Annotated in this window: 22 protein-coding genes and 1 tRNA gene; 15 read left to right on the top strand and 8 right to left on the bottom strand. The window is 64.8% G+C overall.

The features are described from left to right. Nucleotides 1-176 precede the first annotated feature (176 nt). Nucleotides 177-1442: an MFS transporter gene (locus ACVI1L_RS13900; RefSeq protein WP_456783124.1), complete on the top strand. Its 1266-nt coding sequence runs from the start codon at nt 177-179 to the stop codon at nt 1440-1442. A gap of 40 nt (nt 1443-1482) precedes the next feature. Here the strand turns inward: ACVI1L_RS13900 and ACVI1L_RS13895 are convergent, their stop codons facing one another. Then, nucleotides 1483-2691 carry a GNAT family N-acetyltransferase gene (locus ACVI1L_RS13895; protein WP_456783123.1) on the bottom strand — a complete coding sequence of 403 codons (1209 nt, stop codon included), beginning with the start codon at nt 2689-2691 and terminating at the stop codon, nt 1483-1485. Between the two features lie 255 nt (nt 2692-2946). Continuing rightward, nucleotides 2947-3843 (bottom strand): LysR family transcriptional regulator, encoded by an 897-nt coding sequence (locus tag ACVI1L_RS13890; protein WP_069279043.1) that lies wholly within the window; start codon nt 3841-3843, stop codon nt 2947-2949. A gap of 93 nt (nt 3844-3936) precedes the next feature. Here ACVI1L_RS13890 and styA point away from each other — a divergent pair, with 93 nt between their 5' ends. The 3 genes from styA (at nt 3937) to ACVI1L_RS13875 (ending at nt 6207) form a co-directional block, all read left to right on the top strand. Beyond that, a complete protein-coding gene (gene styA, locus ACVI1L_RS13885; protein WP_057020386.1) occupies nt 3937-5187 on the top strand; it encodes a styrene monooxygenase subunit StyA in 1251 nt (416 codons plus the stop codon). A gap of 129 nt (nt 5188-5316) precedes the next feature. Continuing rightward, nucleotides 5317-5844 carry a flavin reductase family protein gene (locus tag ACVI1L_RS13880; protein WP_456783122.1) on the top strand — a complete coding sequence of 176 codons (528 nt, stop codon included), beginning with the start codon at nt 5317-5319 and terminating at the stop codon, nt 5842-5844. A 147-nt stretch (nt 5845-5991) separates the two neighbouring features. Then, nucleotides 5992-6207 (top strand): hypothetical protein, encoded by a 216-nt coding sequence (locus ACVI1L_RS13875; RefSeq protein ID WP_456783121.1) that lies wholly within the window; start codon nt 5992-5994, stop codon nt 6205-6207. 117 nt (nt 6208-6324) lie between these two features. On the opposite strand, the gene ACVI1L_RS13870 is transcribed toward ACVI1L_RS13875, so the two are convergent. Then, a tRNA-Leu gene (locus ACVI1L_RS13870) sits at nt 6325-6411 on the bottom strand. A 146-nt stretch (nt 6412-6557) separates the two neighbouring features. Between ACVI1L_RS13870 and ACVI1L_RS13865 the strand changes: the two genes are divergently transcribed. Beyond that, on the top strand, nt 6558-7526 hold the full coding sequence (locus tag ACVI1L_RS13865; RefSeq protein WP_456783120.1) for a complex I NDUFA9 subunit family protein: 969 nt from the start codon (nt 6558-6560) through the stop codon (nt 7524-7526). A 269-nt stretch (nt 7527-7795) separates the two neighbouring features. Here ACVI1L_RS13865 and ACVI1L_RS13860 read toward each other — a convergent pair whose 3' ends face one another. After that, the gene (locus ACVI1L_RS13860) at nt 7796-8602 is read right to left on the bottom strand and encodes an undecaprenyl-diphosphate phosphatase (protein ID WP_028341730.1); all 807 of its coding nucleotides are present in this window, start codon (nt 8600-8602) and stop codon (nt 7796-7798) included. Nucleotides 8603-8865: 263 nt separating this feature from the next. Here ACVI1L_RS13860 and ACVI1L_RS13855 point away from each other — a divergent pair, with 263 nt between their 5' ends. Genes ACVI1L_RS13855 through ACVI1L_RS13845 form a run of 3 tightly spaced genes read left to right on the top strand, consistent with a single transcriptional unit; the run spans nt 8866 to nt 11529 of the window. Further along, nucleotides 8866-9558, top strand: coding sequence for a glutathione S-transferase family protein (locus tag ACVI1L_RS13855; RefSeq protein ID WP_057020382.1), 693 nt, complete (start codon nt 8866-8868; stop codon nt 9556-9558). Then, nucleotides 9507-10697 (top strand): tRNA epoxyqueuosine(34) reductase QueG, encoded by a 1191-nt coding sequence (gene queG / locus ACVI1L_RS13850; RefSeq protein WP_456783119.1) that lies wholly within the window; start codon nt 9507-9509, stop codon nt 10695-10697. Before ACVI1L_RS13855 ends, queG begins: the two co-directional genes overlap by 52 nt. Before the next feature lie 34 nt (nt 10698-10731). Beyond that, nucleotides 10732-11529 carry an acyl-CoA thioesterase domain-containing protein gene (locus ACVI1L_RS13845; protein ID WP_456783118.1) on the top strand — a complete coding sequence of 266 codons (798 nt, stop codon included), beginning with the start codon at nt 10732-10734 and terminating at the stop codon, nt 11527-11529. A gap of 150 nt (nt 11530-11679) precedes the next feature. Here the strand turns inward: ACVI1L_RS13845 and ACVI1L_RS13840 are convergent, their stop codons facing one another. Continuing rightward, the gene (locus ACVI1L_RS13840) at nt 11680-12147 is read right to left on the bottom strand and encodes a nuclear transport factor 2 family protein (protein ID WP_310880920.1); all 468 of its coding nucleotides are present in this window, start codon (nt 12145-12147) and stop codon (nt 11680-11682) included. 178 nt (nt 12148-12325) lie between these two features. Further along, nucleotides 12326-13129, bottom strand: coding sequence for an alpha/beta hydrolase (locus ACVI1L_RS13835; RefSeq protein WP_456783117.1), 804 nt, complete (start codon nt 13127-13129; stop codon nt 12326-12328). Between the two features lie 229 nt (nt 13130-13358). Here ACVI1L_RS13835 and infC point away from each other — a divergent pair, with 229 nt between their 5' ends. The 3 genes from infC (at nt 13359) to rplT (ending at nt 14965) form a co-directional block, all read left to right on the top strand. Then, entirely contained in the window at nt 13359-13898 is a 540-nt protein-coding gene (gene infC / locus ACVI1L_RS13830; RefSeq protein ID WP_026192043.1) for a translation initiation factor IF-3, read from the top strand. A gap of 432 nt (nt 13899-14330) precedes the next feature. Further along, complete coding sequence (gene rpmI, locus ACVI1L_RS13825; RefSeq protein WP_008539890.1) at nt 14331-14531, top strand: 50S ribosomal protein L35; 201 nt, start codon at nt 14331-14333, stop codon at nt 14529-14531. 74 nt (nt 14532-14605) lie between these two features. Continuing rightward, a complete protein-coding gene (rplT, locus tag ACVI1L_RS13820; protein WP_018269297.1) occupies nt 14606-14965 on the top strand; it encodes a 50S ribosomal protein L20 in 360 nt (119 codons plus the stop codon). Nucleotides 14966-14981: 16 nt separating this feature from the next. Here the strand turns inward: rplT and ACVI1L_RS13815 are convergent, their stop codons facing one another. Then, on the bottom strand, nt 14982-15392 hold the full coding sequence (locus tag ACVI1L_RS13815; protein ID WP_057020377.1) for a hypothetical protein: 411 nt from the start codon (nt 15390-15392) through the stop codon (nt 14982-14984). Nucleotides 15393-15599: 207 nt separating this feature from the next. Here ACVI1L_RS13815 and pheS point away from each other — a divergent pair, with 207 nt between their 5' ends. The 4 genes from pheS to ACVI1L_RS13795 all read left to right on the top strand — a co-directional run bounded on the left by pheS (nt 15600) and on the right by ACVI1L_RS13795 (nt 21226). Continuing rightward, on the top strand, nt 15600-16682 hold the full coding sequence (pheS, locus tag ACVI1L_RS13810) for a phenylalanine--tRNA ligase subunit alpha (protein WP_456783116.1): 1083 nt from the start codon (nt 15600-15602) through the stop codon (nt 16680-16682). Nucleotides 16683-16845: 163 nt separating this feature from the next. Continuing rightward, nucleotides 16846-19254 carry a phenylalanine--tRNA ligase subunit beta gene (gene pheT, locus ACVI1L_RS13805; RefSeq protein WP_456783115.1) on the top strand — a complete coding sequence of 803 codons (2409 nt, stop codon included), beginning with the start codon at nt 16846-16848 and terminating at the stop codon, nt 19252-19254. A gap of 215 nt (nt 19255-19469) precedes the next feature. Further along, a complete protein-coding gene (locus ACVI1L_RS13800; RefSeq protein ID WP_456783114.1) occupies nt 19470-20246 on the top strand; it encodes a sulfite exporter TauE/SafE family protein in 777 nt (258 codons plus the stop codon). A gap of 35 nt (nt 20247-20281) precedes the next feature. After that, a complete protein-coding gene (locus ACVI1L_RS13795; protein WP_253605766.1) occupies nt 20282-21226 on the top strand; it encodes an MBL fold metallo-hydrolase in 945 nt (314 codons plus the stop codon). 274 nt (nt 21227-21500) lie between these two features. Here ACVI1L_RS13795 and ACVI1L_RS13790 read toward each other — a convergent pair whose 3' ends face one another. Then, nucleotides 21501-22910, bottom strand: coding sequence for a flavin monoamine oxidase family protein (locus ACVI1L_RS13790; RefSeq protein ID WP_456783113.1), 1410 nt, complete (start codon nt 22908-22910; stop codon nt 21501-21503). Nucleotides 22911-22984 lie beyond the last annotated feature (74 nt).

Here is a 22984-nt window from a genome sequence, read left to right as displayed (position 1 = left end):
GCTGTCCCCATTTTCTCGCCAAGTTCGACGTGGGCACGCGGCCAAGTCGGGGCCAAGTCATTGCCGCGACGCGTTCAATTTCGAGGGAACTGTTGCCCGCGCGCCCCATGAAATCGGGCCGCGCCGACCCTATTTGTTGCCAGCCCGAACCCGCCGTCCCAAATGAAATGAGCCTTATGTCCGACCAGACCATCGCCGCGCCGATCGACGACCAGCAGGAGCGCGGCTTCTCGCGCTACCAATCGTTCCTGATCGCGCTGCTCGCCTTCACGCAATTCACGCTGATCCTCGACTTCATCATCATGTCGCCGCTCGGCGCCATCCTGATGCCGTCGCTGAACATCACGGCCGGGCAATTCGGCGTCGCGGTCTCGGCCTACGCGTTCGCGGCCGGGATTTCCGGCGTCCTCGCCGCCGGCTTTGCCGATCGCTTCGACCGCAAGCGGCTGCTGCTGTTCTTCTATGTCGGCTTCATGCTCGGCACCGTGCTCTGCGCGCTGGCGCAGAATTTCCACGTGCTGCTGCTCGGCCGCATCGTCACCGGCGTGTTCGGCGGGGTGATCGGCTCCGTCGTGCTTGCCATCGTCACCGACCTGTTCCCGCTGCAACAGCGCGGCCGCGCCATGGGCATCCTGCAGACGGCGTTCGCCGCGAGCCAGGTGCTCGGCGTCCCGGCCGGCCTGTTCCTGGCCAATCACTGGAACTGGCACATCTGCTTCGTGGCCATCGTCGGCCTGTCGATTGCCGCGATCGCGGCGATTGCGATCGCGATGCACCCGGTCGATGCCCATCTCAAATTGCAGCACGACAGCAATCCGTTCCGCCATCTGATCGCGACCGTCGGCCAGCCGCGCTACACGCTGGCCTTCCTAGTGACCACGCTGCTCGCGACCGGCGGCTTCATGCTGATGCCGTTCGGCAGCGCCTTCACGGTGCATAATCTCGGCATCGACATCGTCCACCTGCCGACGATCTATCTCGTCTCGGGCCTGTTCAGCATCATCATCGGGCCGCTGGTCGGCCGCGCCAGCGATGCGTTCGGCAAATATCCGACCTTCGTGTTCGGCTGCGTGGTGTCCGTCATCATGGTGCTGATCTACACCAACCTCGGCCACGTCTCGCTGCTGACCGCGATCCTGGTCAATGTGCTGATGTTCATCGGCATCTTCTCGCGCATGATCCCGTCCCAGGCCCTGATGTCGGCGATTCCCGACGCCAGCCAGCGCGGATCGTTCAGCGCGATCTCGGCCTCGGTGCAGCAGCTGTCGGGCGGGCTGGGCTCGGTCTTTGCGGCGGCGATCATCGCGGAAAATCCCGACGGTTCGCTGCTGCATTTCGACCGGCTGGGCTACATCGTCCTCGCAACGACCATCATTTCGATGATCGCGATGTATTTCGTGCAGCGGCCGATCGCGCGACGCGCGGGCCGGCGGATCGTGTGACGGCAGGGGCCACTCGTTCCGGCTACGCAGGCTTCGGCAGCTACATTTGAAGCGAGGAAACGAGAGGAATTGCGCAGAATGCTTTGTCAAGCAAGGCCTTGCGAAGGCGCTGCGCAACACCGCGGAGCTTCGGGTGGTGTTCCACCAGCCGCTTGGTGCGGTCCACCGCGGACATCACTCCGGCGGGCTGTCGGCCGAGCCTGGTGAGCGGAATGAAACTGTCGAACAATGGCTCGTCGTCCTTGCAGAACAGCCGCTTGTACTCATGCGAGCCGAGGCCGAAGTCGAAGGCGCGATAGTGCCGGCCGGCAAAATGATGGATGATTTCCTGCATCAGGAGCAGGCCGGGACTGAATTTCGCGTTGTCTGACAAAGTGTAGGTGTTGAACATCGTCGAGAAGCGGTGGCCATCGGCAGCCAAGGCGAAGATCGCGATCACTTCCTCGTCGCATTCGAGCGCATGGATGATGACACGGCCGCCGTGGGGCAGCCTTGTCGTGCAGGCGGCGCGGATGAATTTCTCCACGGCGCGTTCGGCGAACACGTTGGACATCTTCCGCTCGGCCAACCGCTCCGACTTCACGCGGAAAAACCAGTCGAGCAGGCGGGCGATATCGGCATCAGTGGAGGCAACGTGATAGCGGTAGCCGGTCAGCTCCAGCAGTTTGCGCTGCTTGAGCTTCATGCGGCGGGAGGGATTGCCGGTCAGGTTCGCGGCCGTTGCGCCCGGCTCGATTGTGCGCATCGGGCAGTTCAAGACCAGGGGCTCATGAGGCAGCAGCGCCAGCGGGTTTTGCACGCCGCGCCACTGCGCCGGCTGCTGGCGCAACGCCAGCACGTCGACTTTGTCACGCTTGGCGAGCATCGCCATGAATGCGTGGAGATCGGCCTTCGTGGCACCCAAGGCCAACCCACGCTCCCACAGGCCCATATTGAAGGTTGCGTGCTCGCCGCCCATGAAGCTCGCGCGGCGCACGCCGAGAGCCGTTTGCAGGGCGAGCGGCAGCAAGCCCCGTGGTTGGCCATCGCCGTCACGCGCGATGACGATGAAAGGCGACAGGCCCGCGCGCTCACCGACCTCACGCTGCCACGGGGCGAGGAAGTCGAACCGCTGAAAGGGCGTGATGGAATGACTCGAGTTCTCAAGACTCCGCCAGATCATCTCGGCGGCGTCGAGATCTTGGACGACGTCGACGGCGGCGATGCGCGCTGATTGAGCTCGCGCCGTCCGGCTTTCGATCGCGATCATCGCCAAGCTCTGTCGTGGTGCATAGTCGGAGCGCGGCTGGGGCCGTCCAGTCGGCGCCCGATCTGAGCGTAATTCGATGTCGGGACAAAATTGGCAAAATGCCGCAGGACGAGAGAACTGGGATTACCTCCATCGTTTATTCGTTGGTCATGAAGCTGTCGCTTCGCGCGACGCGCGGGCCGACGGATCGTGTGACGGCAGGGGCTGCGGCGGCGATCGCCGGCGTTCTCAAATACCCAGCATCGGCCGACGTGTTCAGCCAATCGCAAACATGTCGGCACGCTCAATGATCAGATCGCGGAATAGTCTCGCGCGGTGCGACATCCAATGCGGGTCAGGATAGACGAGATGCATCGGTAGCGATGGTACCGCATAATCCGGCAGCAGATGAACAAGCCGGCCTGCGGCGATGTGTTCGACGGCGCACCAGCTTGGCAGCACCGCGACGCCGAGCCCCTCAACCGTCGCGAGCGTCATCACGTCGGCGTCGTCGCAGGTCATGGACGGCGCGATCTCGACCACATGGCGGCCGGTCTCGGCTTCGAACGTCCACTGATTCCGCGGCGACAAGCGTGAATACGTTACGCTCGGCATGCGGCGCAGATGGTCGGGGAGGAGCGGGGCTTGATGCCGTGCGAGCAGTGAAGGGGCCGCCACCAGGAGGCGCTTGATGGTGCCGACGCGCCGCGCCACCAGCGAGCTGGAGTTCAGCATTCCGATCCGAATTGCCAGCTCCGTCCCTGTCTCCACCAGGTCTACGAACTGCTCGGTGAAGCTCGCATCGAGCCGCACGTCGGGATAGCGGCGAAGATACTCTGCGAAAATGCCGCGGAAAAAGTAGCGACCGAACGAGGTCGGCACAGTGATTCGCAAGGTCCCCGACGGACTGCGAACCCGGCTCTGCGCCGGCGTGCTGGCACTTTCCAACAGCGCGACGATATCCTTGGCGAGCTTGAGCACGCGATCGGCCTCCGGCGTCGGACGAACCTTGCGCGTGGTGCGGACGAACAGCCGGCAGCCGAACTCCGCCTCCAACAACGCCACGCGCTTGCTGATGGCCGGCTGTCCGAGGCCCAGATCGCTCGCGGCCTGGCTGAAGCTGCCGGCCTCCATCACGCGAATGAAGGTTTGCAGCGCATCGATTCGATCCATGCATTCCTCCCAGGAATTTGTAATATTCTTATCATTCCCTACATGGACACAGTCGATCCGGTCTAGCCTCTCGGTAACCAGGGAGGATCAACAATGAACAAATCGATCGGGATCGTCGGCGCCGGAATCGGGGGCCTGCATCTGGCTCTTTATCTCCAACAGCATGGGATCCAGGCGACGGTGCTGACCGACCGCACTCCGGAGCAGTACGCCTCGGCGCGGCTGATGAACACGGTCGCCCATCACAGCGTCACCATCGCGCGTGAGAACGAACTAGGCGTGAACCATTGGGATGACGCCGCCACAATCTACCACCACCACGACCATTTCTTTAATTTCCCAGGCAACGGGCTGCTGTTTCGCGGCGCGTTCAAGAAGCCGAGCCGGGCAGTGGATTACCGCATGTACCTGCCCGCGCTGATGAGGGATTTCGAGCATCGCGGCGGCAGCATCGAATATGCCAGCATCCAGGACGACGACATCCCGGCTCTGGTTTCACGCTTTGACCTTCTCGTCGTGTCGACCGGCAAAGGTGCGCTCGGGCGAATGTTCGCCCATCGGCCGGAGTTGTCCCCCTACAGCCAGCCACAGCGCCTGCTCTGCGTGGGCCTCTATGACGGCGTCGATCACGGCAGCCCGGACGGTGACGACCCGCGCGGTGTCACGCTCTCGGTGTCGCCCGGACATGGCGAGATGATCGTCATTCCGACGCTGTCATTCAGCGGCATGAAGACGGCGCTCCTGATGGAGAACATTCCCGGCGGCGACATGGCCGATCTGGTCTCGCTGAGCTACGACGCGGACCCTGCAGCCTTCCGCCAGACAATTCTCGACAAGCTGGAAAAGCATCATCCGCACACCTACAACCGGATCGACACCCATCGCTTCGGGCTTGCCCAGCCGCTCGACCTGCTGCAAGGCGCGGTGGTGCCGACCGTGCGGCAATCGTCGGTCGCCTTCGATGGTGAGAAATTCGCCGTCGCGCTGGGCGACGTACATTCAGTGGTCGACCCGCTGATGGGCCAAGGCGCCAACATCGCCTCCTACGCCGCCTTCGAACTCGGCAAGGCGATCGTGGAAACGGTGGCCTTCGACGCACGCTTCGTTGAGGAGGTGGATCGCGCCCGCGAAAATCGAGTGTTCGCGGCTGCGCGCTGGACGAATCTGATGCTGCGGCCGCCGTCCGAGGCGATGGGTCGGCTGATCCTCACCATGGCGCAGGACCGAGAACTCTGCGACGAGTTCACCGATAATTTCAACTACCCGGAGCGTCAGTGGGATCGTGTCGCGACCGACAAGCGCATCCACGCTTGGATCGACAGGCGCGCGCCGCTCGCTGCCTGACGCAACAATGATCGCGAGCCGGCCGTACGGTCCACTTGCACCAGGCCGCGACTGCGTGCCGACAAACCATCTCTCGAACCACACGCCGAAAGGCGCGACCTCTTGCCGTTTCGCCATGGAGCGCGATCGATGAACCCGCATCCCGATCCGGCGAGCTTCCGGGCGGCCGCTGCGCGATTCCCCACAGGCGTGACAGTCGTGGCGAGCATCGACCGCGACGGCACTCCGGTCGGCATGACGGCCAACAGCTTCACGACCGTCTCCACCAAACCGCCGACAGTGCTGGTCTCGGTGATGCGAGGGCGGACCTGGCAGGCGATCATGGATTCGAAGCGTTACGCCGTGAATGTCCTTCACGCGGAAGATCTCGCACTCTGCGCGCACTTCTCCGGCAGGCCGCAGGCCGAAAGCTCGCCATCGCTGGTCAACCGGGAAGAGTTTCCCGTCCTGTCGCAAGCGATCGCCCAGTTCGCTTGCGACGTGGTCCGGTCAATTGACGTCGCCGACCACACGCTGTTCATTGGCGAGGTCCGCGGGTGCCGGCAGCGAGACGGTTCCCCGCTCGCCTTTTATTCCAGCCGATTCTGCAACGGGCTCGGCATGACGATCGAGCCCGCGGAGGCAGTCGCCTATCCCGCCGACGGATGGGCGATCTAAGGCGAAGCGCGAAGCCTTCGCGCGACGACCCCTGGAGAACCCGAAATTTGCGGCGCACTGGAGCGGTGGCGCCACGGGGGAACGATCGCAAGCGCCAGGTGAGCAGGGTGCCTGCCAAGCTCGTCAAGCCCGTCCTGAGATGGTGGAATGAAGATCGGGGACAGAGTCGAAGTCGTGGCGATTCCAGATACGCTACCGGAATACACGGGAACGCGGACATTCTTCACGAGGTGTCTCGGCCGCCATTTTCCGACCGTCGATCTCAAGGGAGAACTGGTCGAACTCGAAGTCGGCGAGGTGGTCGAGGAGTCCAGCTACATGCACTCGATTTGGATCGAACGAGATTGCGTCCGTCGCGTCTAACGACGAGAAATGAGGGCCAACGGTAGAATCGCTGTCTCGCCTCTACCCTCGCTGGGTGACGGCTTGCCCGCACCCACCCCCCGGATACTGAGCGATTTCAATCGCTTAAAAAGGGGGTGGTGCCCAGGAAAGGACTCGAACCTTCACGGCCGTTAAGCCACTGGCACCTGAAGCCAGCGCGTCTACCAATTCCGCCACCTGGGCATGTGGAGCGGCTTAGTAAGGATCGGTTGCGCGCTTGTCAAATTCGCGATTGGAAATTCAAATACCCTGTACAGGATAAGGCCGATGGCGTATCGCCAGACGGTTAACCTACGTCAATCGCTCTCGAATCCCACAGGAATCACCCCATGGCATCGAACCTGGACACGCTGGTCACGGTCTTCGGCGGAACGGGTTTTCTGGGGCGGAACGTGGTCCGGGCGCTGTGCAAGCGCGATTACCGCGTCCGAGTCGCGGTGCGGCGGCCCGAGCTAGCCGGCCATCTGCAGCCGCTCGGCCGGGTCGGGCAGATCCATGCCGTCCAGGCCAATGTGCGCTACCCGGCCTCGGTCGAGGCGGCGATGCGTGATTCGCATATCGCCATCAACCTGGTCGGCATCCTGGCCGAGGGCGGTGGGCAGAGCTTCGATGCCGTGCAGGTGAAGGGCGCCGAGACCATCGCCAAGGCGGCGGCCGCGGCCGGCGGGCGGATGGTCCATGTCTCGGCGATCGGGGCCGACGCGGATTCGCCCTCGAGCTATTTCCGCGCCAAGGCGGGCGGCGAGGCAGCGGTGCTGGCGGCGTTGCCGTCGGCCACCATCATGCGGCCGTCGCTGCTGTTCGGGCCCGAGGATCAGTTCACCAACCGCTTTGCGGCGCTGGCACGGATGTCACCGGTGCTGCCGCTGGTCGGCGGCGGGGTCAACACGGTGCAGCCGGCCTATGTCGGCGACGTCGCGGACGCCGTGGTCCATGCCGTGGACGGCGAGGCGAAGCAGGGCGCAGCTTACGAGCTCGGCGGGCCGGAAGTGCTGACCATGCGCGAGGTGATGCAGATCATCCTCAAGATCACCCAGCGCGATCGCATGCTGGCGCCGCTACCGTTCGGCCTCGCCAAGTTCCAGTCGTACTTCCTGCAGTTCGCGCCGGGGCCGTTCACGCTGACGCCGGACCAGGTCGAGATGCTGCGTTCGGACAATGTGGTGTCCGACGCCGCCAAGGCCGCCGGCCTGACCTTCGCAGGCCTCGGCATCTCGCCGGATTCGATGGAAGCGATCGCCCCGCAATATCTCTGGCGCTTCCGCGCGACGGGTCAGTTCCAGAAGAAGAGCGCGTAGGCAGCTCTCTCCACCTGTCGTCCCGGCCAAGCCAACGGGTCGCGCGAACGCGCGCCCGATGACAGGCTCCGCGCGAGCCGGCACGGCACCACTACGTTTTTCCCACGCTACCAAGCCCTTCCCCGTCATCCCCGCGCAAAGGCTTTGCCTTTGTCGCTGGAGGTGCGAGCCTCGAAGGATGAACGGCCGGGATCGGGGCCGTCGCCCTTCGAGACGGCCGCTTTGCGGCCTCCTCAGGGTGGCGGTGATGGGATGGTGTCCGTCGCGCCTTACCGTCCCATCGCCAGCGCGATCAGGCCGAGCGTGCCGACGATCACGCGCCACCAGGCGAAGAAGGTGAAGCCGCGGCGGGTGACGAAATTGAGGAAGGCCCGCACCACGATCATCGCCGTGATGAACGACACCACGAAGCCGACCGCGATGACGCTGAGATTGTCGGAGGTGAAGTCGGCCCGGTTCTTGTAGAAATCATAGGCGAACGCGCCGACCATGGTCGGGATCGCGAGGAAGAACGAGAACTCCGCCGCCGAGCGCTTGTCGGCGCCGAGCAGCATCGCGGCCACGATGCTGGCGCCCGAGCGCGACACGCCGGGAATCATCGCCAGGCACTGCGCGACGCCGATCCAGAAATACATCAGCAGCGGGAAGCGGGTCGCATCGTCCTCGTACACTTTGAGATCGAGCTGATCGACCCACAGCAGCACGGCGCCGCCGACGATCAGCGTGAAGCAGACCACCCACGGATTGAACAGGAACTCCTTGATGTATTTGCCGGCGATCAGGCCGATCACGACCGCGGGCAGGAACGCCACCAGCACGCCGATCACGAAGCGGCGGTCGTCGGGATTGGTGAACATTCCGAGCGCCACGCGCCACAATTTGACGAAGTAGAGCGCAAGGATCGCGAGGATCGCTCCGAGCTGGATCAGGATCGCAAAGCTCTTCCAGAAATTGCCTTCGCCCAGATTGAAGAAGCGCTCCGCAAGCAGCAGGTGGCCTGTCGAGGAGACCGGCAGGAACTCCGTGACGCCCTCGATGATGCCGAGAATCACCGCCCGCAGCATATCCGTCATCATGTTGTGGCCTGCCCTGTGTGGAAAACGGGATTCTTCTCGCTTATTCGCACATTGGCCGCAATCGCAAAAAATCGTCAAACAATGGGTTACCCGGCCGATTTGCTGAGCTATAGCGTTTTTGTGACCCGCACCATCTGCGGGGGTGGCTACCGGTTTGCGTGCTGACGCGACATAGAGACGACCGGAACTGGTCTGGCCAAAGCACAGGTCCAGGCCGCACAGGTTGATGATTTCTTAAGCGCCGCGAAACTACCAAGGGCTTCATGTACACGCTGTATCACCATCCGTTCTGTCCGCATTCGCGCTTCATTCGGCTCGTGCTCGGCGAGTATGGGCTCGATTTGCGCCTTGTGGAGGAACGGGTGTGGGAACGGCGCGAGGCGTTCCTGGCGCTCAATCCGGCAGCCACCACGCCGGTACTGATCGCCGAGAGCTTTCCGCCGATTCCGGGTGCGCCTGTGATCGCCGAATACGTCGACGAGACGCACGGCCTCGATGCCGGCGATCGGCGGTTGTTGCCGACGTCGACGGCCGAGCGCGTCGAGGTGCGCCGGCTGATGGCGTGGTTCAACGAGAAATTCTTCGAGGAAGCCTCCAACCCGCTGGTGACCGAGCGGATCTACAAGCGGTTCATGAGCGAGGATAATGGCGGCGGCCCGCCGGCGCCCGACATCATGCGCGCCGCCAAGGTCAATGTGCGCTATCATCTGAGCTATATCGGCTGGCTGGCGAAGACGCGGAACTATCTCGCCGGCGACCGCCTGACCTACGCGGATCTCGCCGCCGCGGCGCATCTCTCGGCGATCGACTATCTAGGCGACGTGCCATGGAGCGAGGACGACGCGGCAAAGTCGTGGTACGCGCGGGTGAAGTCCCGCCCGTCGTTCCGCCCGCTGCTCAGCGAATGGCTGGCGGGGGTGCCGGCGTCGCGCACCTATGTGGACCTCGACTTCTGAACCAGGCGGTCAGGCTCTCCCCTTCCGATCTCAAGGCAGCGCTTCAGCGCGAGGCGCATGCGCTCGGCTTCGACGCCGTCGGCTTCACCGCGCCTGATGCGACCAGCGAGGCCGGAAAATATTTCCTCGAATTCCTCGGCTCCGGCGGCCATGGCGACATGGACTGGCTCGCGGCCAATCCGGAGCGGCGCACCGATCCGCGCGTGCTGTGGGGCGGCGTGCGCTCGATCATCATGCTCGGCGTCAATTACGGGCCCGACGACGACCCGCTCGACATCCTTGCACGCCGGTCGCATGGCGCGATCTCGGTCTATGCGCAGGGCGACGACTATCACGACGTGATCAAGAAGCGGCTGAAGGTCCTGGCGCGCTGGCTCGCCACGATCACCGGCGATGAGGTGAAGGTGTTCGTCGACACCGCCGCTGTCATGGAGAAGCCGCTTGCCCAGGCAGCCGGCATCGGCTGGCAGGGCAAGCACACCAACCTCGTGTCGCGCGAATTCGGCTCGTGGCTGTTTCTCGGCGCGATCTATTCGGCCACCGAGCTGCCGCGCGATGTTGCCGAGGCCGATCATTGCGGCAGCTGCCGCGCCTGCCAGGACATCTGTCCGACCGCGGCGTTCCCCGCGCCCTACAAGCTCGATGCGCGGCGCTGCATCTCGTATCTGACGATCGAGAACAAGGGTCCGATCCCGCACGAATTCCGCAAGAGCATCGGCAACCGCATCTATGGCTGCGACGATTGTCTCGCGGTGTGTCCGTGGAACAAGTTCGCGCAAGCGGGGCGCGAGCAGAAGCTCGCCGCGCGCGATGCGCTGCGGGCGCCCGCGCTTGCCGATCTCGCACGGCTCGATGATGCCGCCTTCCGCGCGCTGTTCACGAAGTCGCCGGTCAAGCGCATCGGCCGCGACCGCTTCATCCGCAATGTGCTGATCGCGATCGGCAACTCCGGTGACGCAAGCCTTGTCGGCGAAGCGCGGCGTTTGCTCGACGACGCGAGCCCGCTGGTGCGCGGCGCCGCGGTGTGGGCGCTGTCGCAACTGACCGCCCGCGAAGCATTCGCGGCGCTGGCGTCGCGGGCCGGCGGCGAGCCCGACGTCACCGTACAGCAGGAGTGGCGCGCGGCCACCGCCTCTTGATTTCATCGCGCCATTCCCGTCATGGTCGCACGCCATGACAAACCAGCCCTTCTTCACCAGGCACGGCGACGGCTTCATGCCGACGGCCGTTGCGAACGGACCGTGGAGTCCGGAATCCCTGCACGGCCGCGTCGTGATCGGCCTCCTCGCCTTCGTCATCGAGGAGCGCCACGGCTCCGACGAATTCGTCCCGGCGCGGCTGACGGTCGACATGTTCCGGCTGCCCAGCATCACGACGCCGATCGAGGTGACGACCAAGCTCGTGCGCGACGGCATGCGCATCAAGATGATCGAGGCCGAGTTTGTCTCCGGCGGCACCAGCATGGCGCGCGCCTCCTGCCAATTGTTGCGCCGGACGGAAAATGCCCCCGGCAATGTGTGGTCGCCGCCGAACTGGCAGGTGCCGGCGCCATCGGAGATTCCGAAGCCGACCGATCCGAGGCTCGGCATGAACGGCAAATGGGAGACGCGGCCGATCGTCGGCCATATGGGCTCGCTCGGCGAGCGACGGCTCTGGATGAGCGAGGTGCGCGAGCTCGTCGCGGGCGTGAAGATGACGCCGTTCGTCCACGTCGCGACCGGCGCGGATTTCGCCAGCCCCTTCGCCAATGCCGGCGACCAGGGGCTCGGCTACATCAACAGCGACGTCACGATCTATCTGCATCGCTTGCCGGTGACCAACTGGATCGGCTTCGAGGTGGTCAACCATCACGCCACGGACGGCATCGCGATCGGCGAATGCTGGCTCTATGACGAGAAGGGTCCGATCGGCACCTCCACGGTGGCCGCGCTCGCCCAGCGCAAGCCGATGACCAATCCGCCGCCGCCATGATTGTCATTCCCAGGTGCGCAATTGCGCACCTGAGGGCGATGCGCAGCATCGAACCCGGAATCCATCGGGCCGTAAAGACCAACGGAGAAATGGATTCCGGGTTCGCGCTTCGCGCGCCCCGGAATGACGACGGGGGGATTGAGGCTTAGACTAAGCCAGATGCCGCTGCATCTCCGGCCGCGCTTTCAGCTCCGCGCCCTGCTTGCCGACGATCTTGGCGATCCGCTCCGGCGCGAAGTTCAAATCGACGAAGGCCGGCGCGGTGTTGGCGACCTCGTGGTACTCCGTGATCTTGCCGTCGCGCAGCCGCATGATCGCGACGCCCTCGAACATCGCACGCGCGCCCTTGGCTTCCGGCAAGGTCGAGCGGTAGCTGAACGTGTAGCGCGCGTAGAGCGTCGTGCCATCGCTCACGGGATCATGCATCACCCAGCGGAAATCGGTCGCGGTCCGGTAGAACCAGTCGTCGATCATCTCGCCGATTTTGCCGTGGCCCTTGAAGGCACCGTAGAACACATCGTGATAGACGCCGTCCTCGGTGAAGAGATTTGCAAAGGCCTTGCCGTTGCGCTGTTCGACCGCGTCGCAGAACGCGCGCAGCATTGTTGTCGTGTCCATTGGTAGTCTCTCCCGGCTCCTCGCTTCTTCTTCCCTCTCCCCTTGTGGGAGAGGGTGGATCGAATGAGCGAGAGCTCATTCGAGACGGGTGAGGGGTCTGTGTCCGCGGAGAGAACCCCTCATCCGGCGCGGACATCGTCCGCGCCACCTTCTCCCACAAGGGGAGAAGGAAAAAAGCTTAGCCGATCTCCGCCACCGCGGCGATGATGCGGGCGATGTCCTGCGGACGCGACAAGCGGTGGTCGCCGTCCTGGATCATGGTGAGCACGACATCTTCAGCCGGCAGGCGGTGCACCAGCGCGAAGGCGTGCTTCCACGGCACGTCGGGATCCTGCGCGCCCTGCAGGATGCGCACCGGGCAGCCGACGTCGATCTTGCTTCCGAGCAGCAAATGTTTGCGGCCCTCCTCGATCAGATTGCGTGTGATCGGATAGGGCGTGCCGTCGCCATAGTCGGACGGACGCAGCCACATGCCCTTGGCCTCGATCTCGGCGCGGACCTCCGGCGAGAAGGCCTTCCACATCAGCTCCTCGGTGAAGTCGGGCGCCGGCGCGACCAGCACGAGGCCGGCGAGCGAAGCGCTGCCGCCGCCAGCATTGGCCCGTTTGGCGATCTCGCGCGCAAGCAGCAGCGCCATCCAGCCGCCCATCGAGGACCCGATCACGACCTGCGGCCCACTGCAGAACTGCGAGAACACCGCCACGCTCTCCTCGAGCCAGCGGCCGATGGTGCCGTCGGCGAAATCGCCGCCGGATTCGCCGTGGCCGGAATAGTCGAACCTGACGCAGCCGCGGCCGTGCTCGGCCGCCCACGCATCGAGCGCCAGCGCCTTGGTGCCGGCCATGTCGGACTTGAAGCCGCCGAGCCAGAACAGCCCGGGATTGCTGCCGGCACGGGCCCGCACCGCGATCCGGCGCGCCTCGCTGCCCTCGCCGACCTCGATGAAGGCAGGTTCCTGTTCCGATGCGGCGGTTTGGCTCATGGTTCGGTCACTCGCGTGTCAGACATCTGCTTTTCAATTGTCGCGCGGCACCGGTCAACGGCTGCGACCCCTGCCTTGCGGAGCAGACGAGCCCGCTATATGTGCCGAGCGTGGCCAAAATGCCTCGCAATTGGCGGTTTTGCCGCTTAAAGAAGCGAGTTCGCTTGCCCGTTGCAGCATCTTGCTTCAAAATATCCGCCTTCCCTTTCACAACTTTGGAGAGTTACCCATTCGCCGTCCCAATAGAGCCCCGCCCACAGTCGCCAAAGAAGGGCCGCGCACCAATGACGAGATTCGCAACGCACAGATCCAGCTGATCGATGCGGAGGGTGTCAATCAGGGCACCGTCGAAACCATGGTGGCCATCAAGATGGCCATGGAAGCCGGCATGGATCTCGTCGAGATTTCGCCGAATACCAGCCCTCCCGTCTGCAAGATCATGGACTACGGGAAGTACAAGTATTCCGCGCAGAAGAAGGCTGCCGAAGCTCGCAAGAAGCAGAAGGTCGTCGAGATCAAGGAGATCAAGCTCCGCCCGATGATCGACGATCACGACTATGACGTGAAGATGCGCGCGATGCAGCGCTTCTTCGAGGAAGGCGACAAGGTCAAGATCACCTTGCGCTACCGCGGTCGTGAGATGGCGCACCAGGAGATCGGCACCAAGCTGCTGGACAAGGTGAAGGCCGACGTCGCCGAATTCGCCAAGGTCGAGCAGGACGCGAAGTTCGAGGGCCGCCAGGTCGTGATGGTTCTGGCGCCACGCTAGTTCGAATTTGTCGCTTTGTTGAAATGAAATGGCCCGTCAGGCGATCTGGCGGGCTGTTTCGTTTCCGTAGCCCGGATCCACCTCCCCTTGAAAAGGGGAGGTCGCTTTGCTCGCCGAGCAAAGCGGGCGGGGATTTGCTGTCCCCGCAGACGGGATCGCTTGCGGCTGACCCCCATCCCGACCTTCCCCCTTTCAGGGGGAAGGGGAAGACGGTTCCGACCCCGATTTCGCGCCGCAAACGTTGCAAAACCGCCGATCCTCTGTCATAAGCCGGGCCTTCGCCGCCCGGCTGATCAAGGGCTGCCGTGGCGACGTCTGGTGCAGGTTCTTTCAATTCGGAAAAAACCTTAGCACTTTCAACGCTCTAACGAGCATTTTAGCCGGCCGGACGCCTCTCGGGGCGATTTTCGTGCTGTGCGACAGGAGAGCCAAATGCCCAAGTTGAAGACCAAGTCGGGCGCTAAAAAGCGCTTCAAGGTGACCGCCACTGGCAAAGTCATGCACGCCCAGCGCGGCAAGCGCCACGGCATGATCAAGCGGACGAAGAAGCAGATCCGTCAGCTCCGCGGCACCCGCGTGCTGTTCAAGACCGACGGCGACAACGTCAAGAAGTACTTCTTGCCGAACGCCTGATCGCACCGATCGCTTGAACCCTCGCCGCGACTGCGCGGCGCCCCGTCACCTCTTCCAGATCAAGGATTTCCGTCATGTCTCGCGTCAAACGCGGTGTGACCGCTCACGCCAAGCACAAGAAAGTCTACAAGGCCGCCAAGGGCTATTACGGCCGCCGCAAGAACACCATCCGCGTCGCCAAGCAGGCCGTCGAAAAGGCCGGCCAGTACGCCTTCCGCGACCGCAAGCGCAAGAAGCGCACCTTCCGCGCGCTCTGGATCCAGCGCATCAACGCCGCGGTCCGTCCGTTCGGCATGACCTACAGCGTGTTTATCAACGGCCTCTCCAAGTCGGGCGTCGTCGTCGACCGCAAGGTGCTGTCGGATCTCGCGATCCACGAGCCGGTTGCGTTCCAGGCGATCGCCGAGAAGGCCAAGGCCGCGCTGGCCGCCTGATCCTGGCGGGGCGGCCCTAACGCGATTTGGGGCCCGCCTTCAGCGCCTTCTGCGAATAGCGCTGGGCGACGATCGCCCGGCAGAACGCCGTGAACGAGCGGTACATGGTGCCGCTTTCGTGGTCGTATTTGTGGTCGCAGCGCTTGAGCTGGCCGGCATAGGCCTTCTTCTGCGACGCTCCGAGGCCGGACAGGAAGTCCCCCTCGCACCTCTTCTCGACCACGGCGCCGAACTGGACGTCTCCGCTGGCGCCGTATTCGCACGCCTCGAAGATCTTCATCGCGCGGTTGCAGCTCGGCGCCTTCTGAAGCTCCGCGATGATGTCGTCCATCTGGGTCGATTTGGCGGGACATTCCTCGGTCGCGGCATGCGCCGTGGTGAGCATCAACAGCACCGCCGGCACGGCCAGGCAAGATCGCAGCAACATCGCGTGGGCCTCCTTGAACTCCCCTTGGGTAGCCCGGCCTCCGCGCGGGGTTCAATGCTGCCGGCCACCGGCTCGAAATGACCGGCTTTTCGCTTGACGTTACCGCCTTCGGGCGGCGACAACCCAGCCGAATTTTGGCGCATGGTACCGGTTCGGGTAGCGGTTCTTCCCACCGGATCATGCTCCGCTCAAGCGCAGGAATTGACCGTGTCCGACCTCGCAACGCTCGAACAATTCATCCTCGACCAGATCGCCTCAGCCGCTGACGAGGCCGCCCTCGAGGCGGTCCGCGTCTCGGCGCTCGGCAAGAAGGGCTCGATCTCGGCCTTGCTCGCCACCCTCGGCAAGATGTCGCCGGAGGAGCGCAAGACCGAAGGCGCGAAGATCAACCTCGCCAAGGATGCGGTGACGCAGGCGCTCGCGGCCAGGCGCGACGTGCTGAAAGCGGCCGCGCTCGATGCGCGCCTCGCCGCCGAGACCATCGACGTCACGCTGCCGCTGCGCGAGGCGCCGGCGGAGACCGGCCGCATCCATCCGTTGAGCCAGGTCTGGGACGAACTCACCACGATCTTCGCCGACATGGGCTTTGCGGTCGCCGAAGGTCCCGACATCGAGACCGACGACTACAACTTCACCAAGCTGAACTTCCCCGAAGGCCATCCGGCGCGCGAGATGCACGACACCTTCTTCTTCAACCCGAAGGAGGACGGCTCGCGCATGCTGCTGCGGACCCACACTTCGCCGGTGCAGGTGCGCACCATGCTGACCCAGCAGCCGCCGATCCGCGTGATCTGCCCGGGCCGCACCTATCGCATCGATTCGGATGCGACGCACACACCGCAATTCCACCAGGTCGAGGGCCTGGTGATCGACAAGGGCTCGCATCTCGGCCACCTCAAATGGATCCTGCACGAGTTCTGCAAGGCGTTCTTCGAGGTCGACCACATCAACATGCGGTTCCGGCCGTCGTTCTTCCCGTTCACCGAGCCGTCGCTCGAGGTCGACATCCAGTGCCGCCGCGATAAGGGCGAGATCCGCTTCGGCGAGGGCGAGGACTGGCTGGAGATTCTCGGCTGCGGCATGGTGCACCCCAACGTGCTGCGCGCCTGCGGCCTCGATCCCGACGTCTACCAGGGTTTTGCCTGGGGCATGGGCATCGACCGCATCGCGATGCTGAAATACGGCATCGCCGACCTGCGCCAATTGTTCGACAGCGACGTGCGCTGGCTCAGCCACTACGGCTTCAAGCCGCTCGACATCCCGTCGATCGCGGGAGGGCTGAGTACGTGAGTCAGGTTCTCCTTGACCTACGTCGCGCTCTCTCCGACAGCGCAACGTCCTTCCGAGCAAGTGGCTTGCGCCTCTCCCCAATCCTCCCCCGCAAAGGGGGAGGGAGCCCTGCCGCCGTCGCAAGCACGCTAGTCAACACCAACAAGAACCGAGGCATGCAGCCGTGAAGTTCACCCTCTCCTGGCTGAAGGAACATCTCGAGACCGACGAGCCGCTCGACAAGCTCGCTGACAAGCTCACCATGATCGGGCTCGAGGTCGAGAACATCGAGGACAAGGCGAAGGCGCTGGCGCCGTTCACCATCGCGCGTGTGATCTCGGCCGAGCAGCATCCGAATGCCGACCGGCTGCGTGTCTGCATGGTCGACACCGGCGACGGCGGCGCGCCGGTGCAGGTGGTCTGCGGCGCGCCGAATGCGCGTGCCGGGCTGATCAGCGTGTTCTCGCCGCCCGGCACCTACATCCCCGGCAAGAACATCACGCTCGGCGTCGGCACTATCAGAGGCGTCGAGAGCCGCGGCATGCTGTGCTCGGCGGCGGAATTGCAGATCTCCGAGGATCACGACGGCATCATGGAGCTGCCGGCGGACGCGCCGCTCGGCAAGGGCTATGCCGACTGGGCCGGGCTCGGCGATCCCACCATCGAGATCAATTTGACGCCGAACCGGCAGGACTGCACCGGCGTGCACGGCATCGCGCGCGATCTGTCCGCCGCCGACATGGGCAAGTTCAAAGACCCCGGCATCAGGCCGATCAAGGGCGAATTCCCCTGCCCGGTCGAGGTGAAGGTGGAAGACGCCACGCTGTGTCCGGGCTTCGCGCTGCGGCTGGTGCGCGGCGTGAAGAACGGCCCGTCGCCGGAATGGCTGCAGAAGCGGCTGACCTCGATCGGCCTGCGCCCGATCAACGCGCTGGTCGACATCACCAACTTCATGACCTACGACCGCGCCCGCCCGCTGCACGTGTTCGACGCCAAGAAGGTGCAGGGCAACCTCACCGTCCGCCGCGCCAAGGACGGCGAGACGCTGCTCGCGCTCGACGGCCGCACCTATACGCTCGACAGCAACACCTGCGTCATCGCCGACGAGCACGGCGTCGAATCGCTCGCCGGCATCATGGGCGGCGAGGCCTCGGGCTGCGACGACAACACCACCGACGTGCTGATCGAATCGGCGCTCTGGAACGAGATCAACATCGCGCAGACCGGCCGCAAGCTCGGCATCAATTCGGACGCGCGCTATCGCTTCGAGCGCGGCGTCGATCCGGCCTTCATGGTGCCCGGGCTCGAGCTCGCGACCAAGCTGGTGCTGGCGCTGTGCGGCGGCACGCCGTCCGAGAACGTCGTGGTCGGCAAGCAGTTCGGCGAGGATCGCGTCATCGACTTCCCGCTCAGTGAAGTGAAGCGCCTCGCCGGCATCGAGGTGCCGCTGGTCGAGGTGAAGCTGATCCTCACCCGGCTCGGCTTCATGCTGGCCGGCAACGGCCCCGTGGTGAAGATCGCGATCCCGTCCTGGCGCACCGACGTGCACGGCAAGGCCGACATCGTCGAGGAGATCGTGCGCATCGTCGGCGTCGACAAGGTGCCGATGACGCCGTTCGAGCGCGGCGAGGAGCCGCGCAAGCCGGTGCTGACGCCGATGCAGCTGCGCACCCGCCGTGCCAAGCGCGCGCTCGGCGTGCGCGGCATGGTGGAAGCCGTGACCTGGTCGTTCATCACCAATGACGCGGCAAAACTGTTCGGCGGCGGCCAGAGCGAGCTCGTGCTTGCCAACCCGATCGCGGCCGATCTCTCCGACATGCGGCCGAGCCTGCTGCCTGGCCTCGTCGCGGCGGTTCAGGCCAACATCAATCGTGGCTATCCCGATGTGGCGCTGTTCGAGGTCGGCCAGGTGTTCCGCGGCGACCGCCCGGAGGACCAGTTGGTCGCCGCCTCCGGCGTGCGCCATGGCTTCGCCTCGGCGAAGGGGATCGGGCGGCACTGGACGGGCTCGGCTGCGGCGGATGCGATGGATGCCAAGGCCGACGCCTTCGCCGTGCTGGCGGCCGCCGGCGCGCCGATGCAGGCGCTGCAGATCGTCCCCGGCGGTCCGGCCTGGCTGCATCCGGGACGCTCCGGCACCATCCAGATCGGCCCGCAGAACGTGCTCGGCACTTTCGGCGAGCTGCATCCGCGTGCGGCCGAGGCGCTCGGCGCCGACGGCCCGATGATCGTGTTCGAGGTGATCCTCGAGCGCATCCCGCAAGGCAAGCAGCGGGCGACGCGCGCCAAGCCGGTGCTGGAGCTCTCGGCATTCCAGCCGGTGTCGCGCGACTTCGCCTTCATCGTCGATCGCAGCGTCAAGGCGGGCGACATCGTCCGCGCGGCGCAGAATGTCGACAAGAAGCTGATCACTGATGTGACCGTGTTCGACGTCTACGAAGGCAAGGGCATCGACCCCGACAAGAAGTCGATCGCGATCGCGGTGACGATCCAGCCGCGCGAGAAGACCATGACCGACCAGGAGATCGACGCGGTCGCCGCCAAGGTCGTCGCCGATGTGACCAAGAAGACCGGCGGCACGCTGCGCGGGTGATGTGAACCACAGGCGGTCTATTGCACCGTCACCCTGAGGAGGCCGCGTAGCGGCCGTCTCGAAGGGTCGACGGCCCCGCCTGTGGCCGTGCATCCTTCGAGGCTCGCTCTGCTCGCACCTCCAGCGACAAAGGCGAAGCCTTTGCGCGGGGATGACGGGTCTGAGTAGGGGCGCTTTGAGTTGCCAGCCAGCTAGTCGAATCTCGTTATCCTTTCATGACCTCCTTCAGCCTGATCCCCTCCGACATCTCGACCAGCATCGCGCTCGCGATTTGCGCGATCGCCTTCGTGTCGGGCACGGCGCGCGGCTTCTCGGGCTTCGGCTCGGCGCTGATCTTCATGCCGCTCGCGAGCAGCGTCGCGGCGCCGCGGCTGGTGGCGGCGCTGCTGCTCGTCATCGACTTCATCGCCGCCACGCCGCTGCTGCCGAACGCCTGGACCCACGCCGACCGCAAGGCGACCGCGGTCATGGTCGCCGGCGCGCTGGTCGGCGTCCCCATCGGCACCTATTTCCTGACCGTGCTCGAGCCTGTCACGACGCGCTGGATCATCTCCTGCTTCGTCGCGGCGCTGCTCGCACTGCTGCTGTCGGGCTGGCGCTATCACGGCAAGGAGCACGTCGCCCTCTCCGTCGGCGTCGGCGGCCTCTCCGGCTTCTGCAGCGGCCTCGCGCAGACCGGCGGCCCGCCGATCGTCGCCTACTGGCTGGGCCGCCCGATCTCGTCGGTGATCTCGCGCGCCAATATCGTGCTGTTCTTCGGTGCCTCGGACTTCTTCTCGCTGGTCAGCTACTGGTTCACCGGCCTGATCACGATCGAATCGGTCAAGTTCTCGCTGATCGTCGGCCCGATCTACGGCATCGGAGTCTGGTTCGGCGCCGCGCTGTTCGGCAAGGCGAGCGAAAATGTGTTTCGCGCGATCTGCTACGCGCTGATCGCGGCTGCCGTCATCGTCGGCCTGCCGGCGCTTGATGGCATCCTGCGCGGCGGCTAGGGTCGCAGCACAAAAAAGAGACCAGGGAGACACCGATGATCGATCGCCGCAACGCATTGAAACTGGCGCTCGGCAGCGCCGCCGTGCTCGCGGCACCGGGCGTGCGCGCGCAAACCGACAAGGCGCGGACCCGCATCGTGTTCCTCGGCACCAAGGGCGGGCCGCGCGTCGGCAACGGCGCTTCGAACCCTGCCAATCTCGTCGTCGTCAACGATACCCCGTTCGTGATCGATTGCGGCATGGGCGTCAGCCGCCAGCTTGTGCGCGCGGGCGTGCCGATCCCGCAGGTCAAGTACATCTTCATCAGCCATCATCATTCCGATCACAATCTGGAATACGGCAATCTGTTCTACAACGCCTGGGCGGCCGGCCTCTCGACGCCGATCCATTCGTTCGGCCCCAAGGGCATCGAGGCGATGACCAAGGAATATTGGGAGCTGAACAAGTTCGACGTCGAGACCCGGATCGAGGACGAAGGCCGCCCGGACCCGCGCAAGCTGCTGATCGCGAAAGACATCAGCGACGACGGTGTGGTGCTGAAGACATCGGATGTCACCGTGACCGCGTTCCGCACGCCGCATCCGCCGATCACGGATAACTTCGCCTACAAGTTCGAGACCCCGGACGGCACCATCGTGTTCTCCAGCGACACCGCCTACAACCCGAAGCTCGCCGAATTTGCCAAGGGCGTCGACGTGCTGGTGCACGAATGTCTCTACGTCCCCGCGGTCGACCGCCTGGTCGCCACGACCAAGAACGGCGCCACGCTGAAGAAGCATCTGCTCGACAGCCACACCTCGACCGAGGACGTCGGCCGCATCGCAGCCGCCGCCGGCGTGAAGACGCTGGTGCTCAGTCACTTCGTCCCCGGCGACGATCGGCAGGTCACCGACGATGACTGGACGAGGGACGTGAAGAAGAACTATTCCGGCCGCATCGTGGTGGCCAAGGATCTGATGGAGCTGAAGCTGCCGGTGTGATCGGACAAATCATGTCGCGAGAATGCGGATTCATGACCACCTGCTGCGCAACATCCTCGGTGTCGTCCCTGCGAACGCAGGGACCCATAACCACGAACGGTTATTGGTGAACGATGGTGGAACGACGAGTCCCGATCACAACATCTGCTGCGGCGTATGGGTCCCTGCGTTCGCAGGGACGACATCTGTTGTGCGGCAGCACTCGCCACCAAATCAAATCATCGCACACACGACGGTAAGGCCGGCCGCGCTCAACCGTCACCTCGCCCGACCGTCAATTCATCGCCCCGGAGCGAGGCGACGTGCGGCGCTTGTGTTTTGCGGCGGGCGCTGCGGGCGCCGGTGTCGCTTCCTTCGCCCCGCCGATCCTGCGCAGCGCGGCGTCGGCGGCGCGCTCGCCGCTGTCCCAGGCGCCGTCGATGGTGCCCCACAGCGTCTCATGGGTGGCCTCGCCCGCGAGATACATCGCGCCGATCGGCTCGGCCAGGATTCGGCGCGAGAATTGTGCGCCGGGTGCAGCAGCCGACATCGCGCCCATAATGAAGGGCTGTGCATTCCAGCGCGTCGCGCTGGTCTTCTTCACGGCGGCGCCGACCTCGCTGCCATAGAGCTTGGTCAGCCATTCCACCGCGAAAGCCGACATCGCCTGCTCGCCCTGCGCCGACAGGTCGCGGCCGAACGAGCCTGCGACGTCGATCGTACACAGCGAGGAGCCTGCGATATTGCCGTAGAGCAGCGCCGTCTTGGTCGAATTGCTCTGCTCAATGATGACGTCATCGCGCGACAGTCCGAGCGGATTGCCGGGGATCTGCAGCGCGATGCGATCGTAGCTGCCGAGGCTGAGCTTGGCGGCGGCATCGAGCGCGCGCTTCGGAAGCTCCGGCGCGAATTTGATATTGCCGCTCGCGAGCACGTTGCTCGACACCGTGACGATGGCGGCGCGCGCGGTGATCTTGCCGGAGGGCGTCTCGACCATGACGTCGCGATTGCTCCACAGGATACGCTGCGCCGGCGTCGACAGCGCCAGCGGCAGTCCTTCGCCGAGCTTTGCGATCAGCGCGCCGAGCCCCTGCCGGCAAGCGATCGCGGTGTTGCGATCCTGCGCGCGCACCTTGTCGACGGCGGAGAGATCCTTCAGATCCTTGCCGCAGAAATTGGGCCCGAGCAGGAATTCCGCGGTGCCGGCCCAATCGCCGAGATCCTTCGGCATCGCAGCGGCGCAGGCGATATCGGCCTTGCGCGCAGCGTCGTCGATGGCGCGATTGGCGCGCACCAGCGCCGCCAAAAACTCCTCGGTCTCGCCGGGGCGGGCATAGCGCCGGCCGATGCGAATCTTCTGCCCCGCAGGCGCCGTGACGATGTCGAGGCCCGCGGAGCGGGCCAGCCGGATCATCGGATTGGTCTCGGGATTGTGCATCCAGCGCGCGCCGCGGTCGAACGGCACACCGAATGTCGACGCGTCGGTCTGGCAGCGACCGCCGACCTGGCCTGCCGCTTCCACCACGATCACCTTGCGGTTGGCGGCAACGATCCGTCGCGCCGCGGCAATGCCTGCGGCCCCTGCGCCGATCACGACGATGTCGGCCTCGCGCGGCGGCGGCGCCGCAAGCACCCGGCCGCCCAGCGCAGGCACCAGCGCGAAGGCTGCGGACGCCGACAGGAAATCGCGGCGGGTCACGGTCATGACATAGCTTCTGGCATGGTTTCCGGGGACTTGCGGAGAACGGGAACGCTTCGCGAACTGTGCCGCATCTCACC

It is taken from the genome of Bradyrhizobium sp. USDA 4516, assembly GCF_054055915.1.
This window is presented reverse-complemented; position numbering and strand designations above follow the sequence as displayed.